10 protein-coding genes are annotated in these 12684 nt (G+C 43.8%); all 10 read right to left on the bottom strand.

What is annotated here, in order from left to right:
• Nucleotides 1-4: 4 nt before the first annotated feature.
• Nucleotides 5-1498, bottom strand: a complete 1494-nt coding sequence (locus ABLT31_RS00375; protein ID WP_367747405.1) for a UxaA family hydrolase — start codon at nt 1496-1498, stop codon at nt 5-7.
• Nucleotides 1499-1597: 99 nt separating this feature from the next.
• Nucleotides 1598-2353 carry a 2-dehydro-3-deoxy-D-gluconate 5-dehydrogenase KduD gene (kduD, locus tag ABLT31_RS00370; RefSeq protein WP_367747403.1) on the bottom strand — a complete coding sequence of 252 codons (756 nt, stop codon included), beginning with the start codon at nt 2351-2353 and terminating at the stop codon, nt 1598-1600.
• A gap of 4 nt (nt 2354-2357) precedes the next feature.
• Nucleotides 2358-3461 carry a glycoside hydrolase family 88/105 protein gene (locus ABLT31_RS00365; RefSeq protein WP_367747401.1) on the bottom strand — a complete coding sequence of 368 codons (1104 nt, stop codon included), beginning with the start codon at nt 3459-3461 and terminating at the stop codon, nt 2358-2360.
• Between the two features lie 17 nt (nt 3462-3478).
• Nucleotides 3479-4309, bottom strand: a complete 831-nt coding sequence (kduI, locus tag ABLT31_RS00360; RefSeq protein WP_367747399.1) for a 5-dehydro-4-deoxy-D-glucuronate isomerase — start codon at nt 4307-4309, stop codon at nt 3479-3481.
• A gap of 109 nt (nt 4310-4418) precedes the next feature.
• Nucleotides 4419-5774, bottom strand: coding sequence for an ABC transporter substrate-binding protein (locus ABLT31_RS00355; RefSeq protein WP_367747397.1), 1356 nt, complete (start codon nt 5772-5774; stop codon nt 4419-4421).
• 48 nt (nt 5775-5822) lie between these two features.
• On the bottom strand, nt 5823-6656 hold the full coding sequence (locus tag ABLT31_RS00350) for a carbohydrate ABC transporter permease (RefSeq protein WP_367747394.1): 834 nt from the start codon (nt 6654-6656) through the stop codon (nt 5823-5825).
• A 6-nt stretch (nt 6657-6662) separates the two neighbouring features.
• Nucleotides 6663-7610, bottom strand: a complete 948-nt coding sequence (locus tag ABLT31_RS00345) for a carbohydrate ABC transporter permease (RefSeq protein ID WP_367747391.1) — start codon at nt 7608-7610, stop codon at nt 6663-6665.
• A 311-nt stretch (nt 7611-7921) separates the two neighbouring features.
• Nucleotides 7922-9247: an ABC transporter substrate-binding protein gene (locus ABLT31_RS00340; protein ID WP_367747389.1), complete on the bottom strand. Its 1326-nt coding sequence runs from the start codon at nt 9245-9247 to the stop codon at nt 7922-7924.
• 11 nt (nt 9248-9258) lie between these two features.
• Complete coding sequence (locus ABLT31_RS00335; RefSeq protein WP_367747387.1) at nt 9259-10857, bottom strand: response regulator; 1599 nt, start codon at nt 10855-10857, stop codon at nt 9259-9261.
• Between the two features lie 12 nt (nt 10858-10869).
• Nucleotides 10870-12642: a cache domain-containing sensor histidine kinase gene (locus ABLT31_RS00330; protein ID WP_367747384.1), complete on the bottom strand. Its 1773-nt coding sequence runs from the start codon at nt 12640-12642 to the stop codon at nt 10870-10872.
• Nucleotides 12643-12684: the final 42 nt, after the last annotated feature.

Below are 12684 nucleotides of genomic sequence, written 5' to 3'. Positions count from 1 at the left end.
CCTTCTATAAAATGACCCCATCTTTAAATATCGCTATTTCCTTGAACCCATACTGTTCATTATTCGTTCTGATCTCCCCGGAGGCCAGTTGCTGGATATAATCGAATAACTCCTGCTTTAGCGTGTCCATGCCTTTACCCTCAATTAACTGGCCGGCATTGAAATCGATCCAACGCTTCTTTTTCTCATATAATGCGGAGTTTGTAGAGATTTTCACTGTTGGCACCGGTCCGCCGAAAGGCGTCCCTCTCCCAGTGGTAAATAAAACAATATGTGCCCCCGCTGCCGTTAAGGCGGTTACGGAGACCAGGTCATTACCTGGCCCTTGAACCAAGTTCAAGCCCTGTTTGGTTACTCGTCCCCCATACGGCAGAACGTCCGTCACTTCAGCAAATCCGCCCTTTTGCACGCATCCCAATGACTTCTCTTCCAGCGTAGTAATTCCGCCTTCCTTATTACCTGGAGATGGATTTTCATAGACCACTTGATCATGCCTAATAAAGTAGTTTTTAAAATCATTAACCAGTTCGACGGTTTGGTTAAATACACCCTCATTCGAAGAACGCTCCAGCAGGATCGTTTCCGCCCCAAACATTTCCGGTACCTCCGTCATGATGGTCGTGCCTCCCTGAGAGATTAACAAGTCAGAGAACGCTCCTACCAAAGGATTTGCCGTAATTCCGGAGAAACCATCGGATCCGCCGCATTTGAGTCCGACTCTAAGTCTGGATATAGGAACCGGTTGTCTCTCAAACTGTTCCGCGTATTCTACTAACTCTCCGATCTTCTCCAAGCCTGCCTCTAGTTCATCCTCTACCTCTTGACTGACGAGAAACTTGACGCGCGCTTCGTCCACATCGCCAAGCACTTTCTTGAACAAAGCCACATAATTGTTCTCACAGCCTAGCCCCAGTACGAGAACACTTGCCGCATTCGGATGATGGACGAGGTTGCTTAGAATCTTTTGCGTGTTCTGCAAGTCATCTCCCAATTGAGAGCAACCGAAGGGGTGGGCAAAATGAAAGACGCCATCGATGTTCGCATCCCTATAAATTTCATTTGCCTTTTTAGCCAGCAATTCAGCTGTTTTGTTAATGCAGCCAACCGTGTTGATAATCCAAATTTCATTGCGGATCCCAACATCCCCATTATTTCGTACGTATCCTTGAAACGTTCGATTGGAAGGTGTTACCTCTACCTTCTTTTCTGAAGTCGGCTCGTATTGGTATTCCAATACGCCTTCGAGGTTTGTTTGTACATTATGGGTATGTACCCATTCCCCTTCCAAAATGGGATCTTTGGCCTTACCGATGGGATAGCCGAATTTGATGACGTTCTCACCCTTATTCATGTTCCTCAAAGCTACCTTATGACCAAACGGAATATCGTTTTTTATCGTGATAGACTTATCATTTATAGTAACGACTTCTCCTTGCGCTAACGGACTTAGGGCAATAAAAACGGAATCTTCCGGATGAATGACTTGATAATGGCTCATATCGACACCTCTTTTCAGATTTAACAACCCAAACCCTTTACGCGTTTAAGAAGAAAGATACCCTTCTCACTAGTTATGAGAGAGGGTATCTGCCTTTTACTATCTAGCCATCCAACCGCCGTCAACAACAAGTACGTGACCCGTCACGTAATCTGATGCAGGGGATGCCAAATAAACGGCTGCTCCTGCCAGATCCTCCGGCCTTCCCCAACGCCCGGCCGGAATGCGGGATAGAATGGACGCGCTTCGTTCCTCATCATTCCTTAAAGCCTCCGTATTATTGGTTTCGATATAACCAGGAGCAATCGCATTCACTTGAACTCCGTACGCTGCCCATTCATTAGCCAATGCCTTGGTAAGTCCCGCTACAGCATGCTTGGCTGAAGTATAGCCGGGAACACTGATTCCTCCTTGAAAGGACAGTAAAGATGCAATGTTAATTATCTTGCCTCTTCTTCGCTCCAGCATCGGTTTAGCAATCTGCTGGCTTAGAATGAAAAGAGAGTTTAAATTTGTATCGATAACGGCTTTCCAGTCTTCAATCGAATGCTGAATCGCTGGTTGCCTGCGAATAATCCCTGCATTATTCACTAGAATGTCAATTTCAAACTTAGCAGCGATTTCCTCCGCTTTACCCGCTAGCTCATCCGTCCGAGAGAGATCAACCAACACGGTTTCATAGCTTCCGCCTATCTCTTTAATCCGCGCTTCTGTATCTTGCATGTTATTTTGGTGACCTAGCAAAATCAGATTCGCTCCGGCTTGTGCCAATCCAAGGGCAATGGCTTGGCCGATCCCTGTTCTGGCGCCAGTGACCAAGGCAGTTTTTCCTTCCAATGAAAACAGCTGGTTCATCGTTCTATCCCTTCCTTCCTTCTTCCAATTGCTGCAAGGCCATAGTAGCCAAAATGAAGGCTCCCACTCCATGCAAATCGTTTTCCGACGTAGGACGGGATACATAATAATCATAGTCCCCTGCCGATGTCCCGATGCAGATCCCTTTCATGGTCCATTTCTCTTCGTTGGCAACAATCATATGATCCAGCAAGCCTTGGTAGGCTTTTCGGGCTGCTTCCAAATACTTTTCATCGATGTATCCGTTCTCGACGGATTTGGCAAGCGTATAGACAAACAAGCTTGTGCAGGAAGATTCCAGCCAATTGTCCGGGTGGCCGCCTTTATCCACCACCTGATACCATAAGCCGGTTTTCTCATCTTGGAATTTGGCCAATCCCTCGGCAAAATTTTGAAGGGTCTGGATAAGCTCTTCCCTGCCTAGATGCTTCTCCGGAAGAAGCTCCAATATATCAACCAAGGCCGTTCCGTACCAGCCAACCGATCTTCCCCAGAATTCCGGCGAACATCCGGTTGCGGGATCAGCCCAAGGTCTTTCCTTCTTTTCATCCCATGCATGGAAAAGCAGGCCGGTCTTCTCATCTTTCATATGCGATCTCATTAGCTTTTCCTGATATAAAACCTGATCAATCAGCTCAGGTTGATTGAACCATTGGTTATACATCAAGGCAAAAGGTCCTGCCATAAAAAGTCCATCGAGCCACATTTGGTACGGATATTTGTCCTTGTGCCAAAAGCCGCCTTCTGACGTTTTATTCAAGGTATAGAATAAGCTTCTTAACTTGTCAGCCGCAATTTTATACCTTCGCTCCCCACTCCGCTCCAGCAGGGGAAATAGTAGAATGCCCACTTGAATAGAATCGAGCTGGTCCCGGTCAAAAAGGAAATTTCCCTGCTCATCCACTAGGAGGTCAATATAGGCTTTAATATATTCGTAGTACTCCTCTTTTCCTGTCTTTTCCCATATTCTTTGCATACCATATAAAAATACGCCCTGATGATAATGCCAGGAATTAGCCGGAGGCAATTGACTTGGCGCATAAGTCTTCATCAGCTCTTGACAAGCCTGTTCAGCAATAGCCAAATAGTTGCATAGATTAATCTGCATCTATTAGCTCCTCCCTTCTATTTCAAATCTTTCATCTCTACAAAATCCATATCTTTAAAAGTATAGTTCTCTCCCGCCATGGCCCAGATGAAGGTATAATTGCTTGTTCCTACTCCAGAGTGGATAGACCAGCTTGGCGATATGACTGCCTGCTCATTCGCTACGACTAGATGGCGAGTTTCATCCGCTTCTCCCATGAAATGAAATACTCTTGCATTTTCGTCCATATCAAAATAGAGATACGCTTCCATGCGACGGTCATGAAGGTGGGCAGGCATAGTATTCCACATATTATTGGGTTCAAGGATAGTCATTCCGAGCATGAGCTGACAGCTCTTGATGCCATCTTCATGAACATATTTATAAATGGTTCGCTTATTGGATTCACTGTCCGAACCAAGATGATTAGGTTCTGCCTTCTCGATGCCTAGCTTTTGGGTCGGATATTCCTTATGTGCAAGAGATGATACAAAATAGAAACGTGCAGGCTTGGAAGGATCCGCGCTTTGGAAGGTAATTTCCTGCTTGCCTTTTCCGATATACAGGCAATCTTTCTTATCCAGTGCATAATCTTCCCCGTCCACTCGAACAATTCCGGGGTGCCCAATGTTAATCACACCCATTTCTCGGCGCTCCAAGAAGTATTCGGTTTTCAACTGGTCTGCTGCCTCGACGTATAGTTTCCCCTCCGTAGGAATCGCTCCGCCCATGATAAATCGGTCATGATGGGTATACACCATATGTACTTCCCCATCTACGAATAGCTTTTCAATCAAATACTCTTTTCTTAATCTTTCTGTCGTATAGTGCTTTGCGTCTACAGGATTCGTTGCGTGTCTGATTTCCATTTGTCCATCTCTCCTTTTATTTATGAATAGATAAAATCTTCCCTTTGCGAATCATCTCAAAAAGTCGCTGAGGGCGACTTTTTGAGATCAACGATGACAACTCACCGGCTTATTTCTTCATGACGGAATCGAATTGCTGCTTTGACTTCTCCATGGCTGCTGCCCATTCATCCAGGAAGTCTTGAGTTGATTTTTTCCCGCTCATTACGGCTTGGATACCAGGGTCTACAATATTGTCAAGGATCGAACGATAATCTGGCAGATAGAATGGCGGATTATAAAACACAGTGTTCGGATCTTCCAATACAGCAAAGGCCGTTTGGATATGCTGTGCATCCTTTACCCATTGCTCATTTAATACTTCAGAGTTGGTAGGGATGAGTCCGACTTTTTGATTCCAGTAGCTTTGGCTCTTCGCCGACCCTAGGAAGCTGACAAATTTCCAGGCTTCATCCGGGTGCTTCGTCGTTTTGAAGATCGCGTATCCGTTTGTGTTCCCGCCTTCCACTGTATACTTCCCGTCAGCTGTTTTAGGAAGAGGCAACGCTGCATATTGGCCTGGCTGCAACGCCTTGCTATGTTCACCGAAAGATCCGATATTATGCTGGACTAAGGCAACGGCCCCTGTATCAAAACCAGCAATCATTTCCTTATATGCATTGGTAATGTCGCTCTCTGGCGTATATTTTTTATAAATACCTAAATACTTTTCTACAAATTCCACATGCTTCGGATCGTTAACGGTACTCTTGCCATTGGCATCAAAGTACTCGCCAATTCCGGAGTAGGCATACATCATGCGCTGAAGCTGGAAGGAACCGCCCTTTCCTCCACGGATCGTAAATCCGAAACGGTTTTGGCCCTTATCCGTCATCTTTTCAACAGCCGTAAAGAACTCATCCCAGTTTTCAGGCGCCTTTAGTCCTGCCTCTTGATACCAGTCAGGACGGTACCAAAGAATATCGATATTTTGCATTGTTGGCAGCTGGTATAACTTCCCGTCAATGGATACGGAGCGGTTGAACTCAATCGCACCCTTGTTCATCTTGTCTTTTTCACTCCACTGATTAAAGTATTCGTCCATCGGCACCAAGGCTTCACGTGCAGAGAAATCCGCAATCCAGCTGGTTTGAACGCCCCCTACATCAGGGGTGTCGTTCGCTGCAATCGATGCATCGTACTTTTGCTTGGAGGACTTATTCGGGATCCCCACATACTCAATATCAATGTTCGGATTTTCTGCTTCAAATTGTTTGATCAGTTCCTCATAGTATGGCGTGCGTTCAGGACCCGCATTTTCATCCCAAAACGTGAGGACTACCTTTTCTGAAGCTTCTGCAGGCTTTGCTCCATCATCCTTAATTGCTGTTGTTTCTTGGCTTCCGCCGCCGCAGCCTGCGAGCAATAGCGTAGTAGCGAGGCTGGAAGCTAAAAGAGCGCGAAATATGGTGTTTTTCTTTTTCATTGGTTTTGACCTCCCTTTTATCTCATGTATTTTTGTTTGGAATTACCCTTATCCTTTTACCGCTCCACCTAATCCATTAACCAAATACTTTTGTGCGTAAGCAAACAATAGAATGGCAGGGATGATTGCGATCACACTTCCTGCAGCAAGAGTCCCATAGTTGACGTTGAACTCGCCCATCATATAGCTCAGTCCGATTGGAAGCGTAAATTGGGCTTGCTGATTGGTAAACATTAAAGCGAGCAAAAACTCGTTCCAAGTATAGATGAAAGTAAATACGCCAGTGGCTACAATGCCCGGAAGCAAAAGCGGGAATACTGCATGGCGGATCGCCTGCAATCGATTGCAGCCGTCGATCATGGCTGCTTCCTCCAACTCTTTTGGCACATTGGAGATAAAGCCCATCATCAGGATGGTCGTAAACGGCAGCTCAACCACCGTGTATGAAATAATGAGGGACAGCGGATTACTGATCAGTCCCATATTCTTAAAGATGACAAACAAGGGAATGATGAGCATGGCTCTAGGGACAAACTGAGTAGCCAGCAGCATGAGGAGAAAGATCCGTTTCCCTTTGAAATTATAGCGGGCTAGAGCGTATCCACCTAAGGTCGAAAGCAGCAACACCACAACAACGGTACAAACCCCGATGAATAAACTGTTTTTGAAGTAAACGGAAAAGCCGACATTCGTCCAGGCGGATACGAAATTATCCAGCGTTATTGAGCTGGGGATATATTCAAGCGGACGCTTTATAATATCTCCTTCATGCTTAAACGCGGTATTGATCGTCCAGTAGAACGGAAAGAGCGTAAAGCTTAGCATTAAGGTAAGCGGCAGATAGAAAAACAATAACCGGTCCGACTTGATAGAGAAATTCATGGTTTTCTACGCCTCCTTCTCATAACGGGTGATTTTCAAGTAAGCGACCGCAAAAATTAATAGAATTCCAAAAGACACAACGGTCAAAGCCGATCCGTATCCGAAATCATTACCATGTACAGCCAGTTCTGCAATGTACATCGTCAGGGTGGTCGTTTGATGGGCAGGTCCGCCGCCCGTCAAGTTAAAGATCAGATCAATATTGTTAAATTCCCAAACCGTACGAAGCAACGTAGTTAATACAATGGTGTTTTTCAGCTGAGGCAGGGTAATGTACCAAAACGTTTTCATTTTTCCCGCACCGTCCACCTTGGCCGCCTCGTAAAGTTCTTCCGGAATACTCTGAAGACCCGCAAGGAGCGTAATGGCAAAGAAAGGAATTCCTCTCCACAGCTCAGCGATGACCACTGATGCAAACACAGTCACTGAATCGGCTAGCCATGCTTTGTTTTGCTCGATCAAGCCAAGCTTTTGGAAGATATCATTGATAACGCCCATATGCTCGTTGTACATCAAAGACCACATCACTGATGCCAGGACCCCGGAAATGGCCCAGGGCGTAAAAGCAGCCGCACGCACTAAAGCGCGGAACTTAAAGGATTGATTCAGGATGAGAGCCACAACCATACCGAAAACGAGCTGCAGGCCCACCTGCGAAACTACCCATTTTGCCGTAATCTTAAGACTGGAATAAAATTGAGGGTCGCTGAAAACGGTGACAAAGTTTTCTAAACCGACAAACCCATTATAAAAAGGAGTGTTCAAATTATAATTTTGTAGACTGTAGTAAAACACGTTCGCTAAAGGATAAAACATAAAAGCCATAATAAGAAATACGGTTGGCGTTAAGAACAAATAGGGTATCCATTTTTCATGCTGGAATTTTCGCTTCTTATTAGACTGAGCCGGTTGTGAAAGCCCTACTTTTTTCTGCAAGCGCAATTCATTCTGCATTGTCTTTCTCCTTTCTCTTTTGTTATAGACTTATTGTAAGGTTTTCTCCCTTTTTCAAGAATTAAATATCTTTATGGAAACGTTTTATATTTTTATAATTTGAAACGGTCGAAAAATAAAAAAACAAATAAGGCCAACCCATAAAGAATGGATTGACCTATAATGCGAAGAGGCTGGTCCCAAAAGGTGGTTTTTAGTCACCTTCTAGGACCAGCCTTTTGTTTAATTTTTTGGAGGTGAACTCTTCACATCCTGAAAAAGGCGATAGGAACCCTTTCTCCTATGTTAAATAAGTGGAAATACAGAACAGCCTATTTCTCATACTTTTGTTTGGATTTTTCCATCGCTCTGGCCCATTCATTCAAGAAATCCTCGACCGTTTTCTTTCCGCTCATAACGTCCTGTATGCCAGGGTCCACCTGATTATCTAAAATGGAGCGGTAATCCGGCAGATAAAAAGGCGGATAATAATACACCGTTTGTGGATTTTCCAGAACCTGCAATGCCGTTTGAATGTGCTGAGTCCGTTTTACCCAAGGGTCTTTCACTGCATCCATGTGGGTTGGAATTTGCCCGATTTTTTCATTCCAATAGCTCTGGGCCTCAGCCGAACACAGAAAGCTCAAGAGCTTCCAAGCTTCGTTCGGATGCTTGGTATTCTTAAAAATGCTGTAGCCATTCGTATTCCCTGCTTCTACCACATACTTTCCATCCGGAGCTTTAGGAAGAGGTTGAGCCGCGAATTGTCCTGGGTTCAAAATTTGGCTATGCTCCCCGTAAGATCCAATATTATGGTGGATCAAAGCGACAGCCCCGGTATCAAATGCCGTGATCATTTCCTTGTAGGAATTTCGGATATCACTTTCAGGCGTATAGGATTTATAAATATCAAAATACTGTTTTACAAATTGGACATGTCTGGGATCATTTATGGTACTTTTTCCGTGCTCATCAAAATAATTGCTAATTCCTGAATAGCTGTACATCAGGCGCTGGAGCTGAAAGGATCCTCCTTTCCCGCCTCTAATCGAGTAACCATAGCGGCGATTCGCTTTATCCGTCATGCTTTTCACAGCGTAAAAAAACTCATCCCATGTTACAGGAGGCTGAACTTTTTTCTGCCTATACCAATCCTGGCGATACCAAAAAACATCCAGGTTTTGAGTATTAGGGATACCATATAGCTTGCCATCCCCTACAACTTCTCTGTTAAATTGAATGGCATCCTTATTTATTTTGTCCTTTTCGCTCCACTGTTCAAAATGCTCATCCAATGGCAGCAGCGCCCCTCGAGCCGTAAAACCAGACAGCCAGCTAGGGTAAACCTCAGCCACATCCGGGGTATCATTCGAAGCGATGGCTGCTTCATACTTTTGGAGGTTAGACTGATTGGGAATCCCGACATACTTTACATCGATTTCCGGATGTTTCTCTTCAAATCGCTTAATCAGCTCCTCATAGTAAGGTGTGCGGCGCGGTCCTGCATTAGAATCCCAGAATATAAGAACCACCTTTTCCTGGGCCGGTTCTTCTTTATCTTGAATAACCGTATTTTCAGGACTATGGCTGCAACCTATCCCCGCAAAAGCAGCGACACTAAAGATCATAAAAATACGAAAAAGATGAACCATTACCATAAGCGGGCCCCCTATTCCTGCTTCTTAAACTCAAGAGGAGAGTAGCCTGTATACTTTTTGAAACTGACGCTAAAATATTGAGGATTGCCGTATCCTACCTTTTCTGCAACCTCATATGTTTTTAGATTTTGGTGCCGCAACAGCTCCATGGCTTTTTTCATCCTGGTTTCGAAGAGAAAGTCAGAGAAATTAATATTTTTTTCCTGTTTAAAAAGAATGCTCAAATAGGTGGGACTAATGTGGACTTCCTTTGCGACATCTTGCAAGGACAAGCCCTCTTTAAAATAATTTTCTTCAATAAATCTCATAGCCAAGTCTACCGTGGCATTCTTCTGTCCTTCTCTCTTCATATTAACGTACGAAACGAGGCTCGTTACGACCGACTCTAGTTTCTTTACTATTTCTGCAACGGTTTGCAATTGGTTGATTTCATGATAGTGATTCGTCAAGTCTTCACGATGGCGATCTACCCAACCCTCTGCCCATTCTTCCGCTTCCTTGAAGAGAAGGACAATGATTTGCGTGGCCATGAGCCGAACATGATGAAGAGAAATATACTTCTGGCTTAAAAGTTGATTTTTGAGCTCTTCAATAACAGCAAACGCTTCCAATGATAGCCCTAGCTTCACTTTCAGCAGCAGCTCATTTTCTATGCCCTTTATGGGATCAGGGTTACTGTTTGGGGGAAGACCCGTATCCGCAATCGAAAATACTTTGTCCTTTCCTATCAAGTGGCGGAACTCTATAGCAGAGCGGGCCTCCTCATAGGCTTGAGAGATGCCGGGTATATTGCTATGGACCCTCCCCATCGCAATCGTGACCGTTTTCTTAAGGTACATTTTGACGCTTTCCCTAATTCGTTCAGCTAAAGCGTACATGTGTTGGCTAGCGGTTTCCGGCACCTCATTGCTGGAATAGATAAGAACAAGCTCATCCCGATCCGAATCAAAGACGATGCCGCATTTTTCCTCATCCAAAATCTCCTCGCAAATATTGTATACGCAAAATTTCAGGATTTCGCTTCCGAAAATGTCATCCTTCTTCTCACCTGTATGGGGAAGGCCATCATCCAGCTTGATCAGGAAAGCTGAGAAAAGGGGACCCTTCAGTTCAACACCGAGGAATTCCAATTCTTTATCGATTTCATCCGGTCTGCATTGGTTATGGATCAGCTTCTTTAAAAAACGCTGCCGCAGAAATGGCATTCCTTCGTTCATCTGCTTTTGCGCTTTTTGCTCATTCTCCAACTCACTCGCAGCCATTTTCACCTTTTCTATCAGGACTTCCCGGTCAACCGGCTTAAGCAGATAATCAAAGGCCCGAATCTTAATAGCTTCCTGGGCGTATTTAAAATCATCATAACCCGTCAGTAAAATCACTTTAATTGCTGGATAGTTCTTCTTGATGGAACCAGCCATTTCCAGCCCGTCCATAAAAGGCATTTTGATGTCAGAAATGACAATATGCGGACAAGTCTCGGCAATGACCTGCAATCCCATTTCCCCGTCACTCGCTTCGCCTACAAGCTGAAAGCCAATGTCTTCCCAAGGGATACTGGATAGACCTCGCCTGATAATTCGATCATCGTCAACAATTACAACTTTATACACCTGTTTCACCGCCTAACCTTCTGCAATGGGAATCAACACTTTTACTACGGTCCCTTGTCCGGGTTCACTATCAATCGTCAGACCATAATCCTTGCCATAATGAATTTGGATTCGTTCATGGACGCTCCGCATCCCAAATCCAATTTTTTGAGAGTCTTTATTCTTTAGGGCCAGTCTGATTTCATCCAATCTTTCGTGACTCATTCCAGCTCCATTGTCTCTCACTTCAAAGCATAGGTTATTTTCGATCGCATACCCTTTAACTTGAATATGCCCAATTCCGCGTGTTTGCTTGACTCCGTGATAAATCGCATTCTCTACGAGAGGCTGAAGGGTTAATTTAATAATGCTATAACCTGATATTTGAGGATCAATATCCAAGTCATAGGTGAAATCATCACCGTATCTCATTTCTTGTATAAATAAATAATTTCGTATATGCTCCGTTTCATCTTGTACACTAATAATCTCCTGTCCTCTGCTGATACTGATTCGAAAATAATTAGAAAGAGCAGTAACCATCGAACTGGCATCCTGATTAAGGTTCATGTCACAAAGTCCTTTTATAGAATATAGCGTATTATACAAAAAATGAGGATTAATCTGCGCTTGCATTACGGCTAATTCAAGCTGTCTCTTCGTTTCCTGTTCTTTTCGGATCTGATCCAGCAAAATGTTCACTCTTACGACCAAATCCCTAATCCCCTTATATAAAATGCCAATTTCGCTTGCGCCAGTTACATCCAGTTTTACGTCCAAGTTTCCTTTTTGAATAATCTTCATGTGATTGGCCAAATAGGAAATGGGCCTGGTAATATATCTGGCTAAGAGGCTTGCTAATGGGACAGCAACCGCAATAAGTAAGATAATGACAGACAGGGTAACTAGCTTGATATAATTCACCCTTTTTAGAATGTCTTCCTCAGGAAAGACAGCGGCAACCTTCCACCTATTCACGCCAATCGTATCGTAAACGACAATCATCTTGTTTCCGTTCGGCTTTTGGAATTCAAAGCGGCCATTTTCTTTATTCATTTTCTGCAAATGATTTAAGACCTCTTCGTTCAGTTGATATTTTTGATCCACCTGCTTAAATGTCATATAGCCGTCTTGACTGGCCAGCACGAGGTACCCGTTTTCGCCGATAAGCGAATCGTTCATAACCTTCTTGAAGAAATCCTCACGGATATTAAATAAAAGAATGCCCTTGGCCTGGGATTCCTCATTTCCAATCATCTTAAAAACACTGACGACGCCATTCCCTTGATTGGGTCGACTGAAAATATCATCCGGGTGAAGGTTCCTCCAATAAAACTCTTCATGGTTTCCTTGGTATTGCGTTCGGTATTCATCATAAGAAAAGTTCTCTTTTACCCATATGTCATGTCCTTTAGAAAGGACAAAGTCCCCATTATGAAAATGGACCAGCATCGATTCGATAATGGGATTATAAGAAAAAATCCGGTTTAAATGGCTATCCATCCGAATATAGTCCGTAGGGTTTATATCCTTTGAATCCTTAGCGATAATGGACAGTGTATCCGGATGATTAGTTAGCGCTACCAATTGCTCAAATATATCGGATAGTTGATTATCCAGGTATCCTTTGGTTTGAAAAACCGTATCGCTAATATTTTTGTAGGCGTTTTCCTGCAGTTGGCCAGAAGCGAGAGTGTAGGAAACAAAACCCATGATCATAATGAAAATGATAATGATGGGCAGGAATAGACTAAGAATGGTCGTCTTAAAGGAAGAAAAAAGATATTTTGCAAGTATTCTTTTCAAATTTCACCTCTAGAGTCATTTGATTATATAAAAGACTCGCTC

Source organism: Ammoniphilus soli, assembly GCF_040813775.1.
This window is presented reverse-complemented; position numbering and strand designations above follow the sequence as displayed.

What these genes read in the sequence shown, in the direction of transcription:
- kduI (WP_367747399.1), bottom strand. Translation starts at nt 4,309, where the DNA reads ATGGAAATCAGACACGCAACGAATCCTGTAGACGCAAAGCACTATACG.
- ABLT31_RS00355 (WP_367747397.1), bottom strand. Translation starts at nt 5,774, where the DNA reads ATGAAAAAGAAAAACACCATATTTCGCGCTCTTTTAGCTTCCAGCCTC.
- kduD (WP_367747403.1), bottom strand. Translation starts at nt 2,353, where the DNA reads ATGAACCAGCTGTTTTCATTGGAAGGAAAAACTGCCTTGGTCACTGGC.
- ABLT31_RS00340 (WP_367747389.1), bottom strand. Translation starts at nt 9,247, where the DNA reads ATGGTAATGGTTCATCTTTTTCGTATTTTTATGATCTTTAGTGTCGCT.
- ABLT31_RS00375 (WP_367747405.1), bottom strand. Translation starts at nt 1,498, where the DNA reads ATGAGCCATTATCAAGTCATTCATCCGGAAGATTCCGTTTTTATTGCC.
- ABLT31_RS00345 (WP_367747391.1), bottom strand. Translation starts at nt 7,610, where the DNA reads ATGCAGAATGAATTGCGCTTGCAGAAAAAAGTAGGGCTTTCACAACCG.
- ABLT31_RS00350 (WP_367747394.1), bottom strand. Translation starts at nt 6,656, where the DNA reads ATGAATTTCTCTATCAAGTCGGACCGGTTATTGTTTTTCTATCTGCCG.
- ABLT31_RS00365 (WP_367747401.1), bottom strand. Translation starts at nt 3,461, where the DNA reads ATGCAGATTAATCTATGCAACTATTTGGCTATTGCTGAACAGGCTTGT.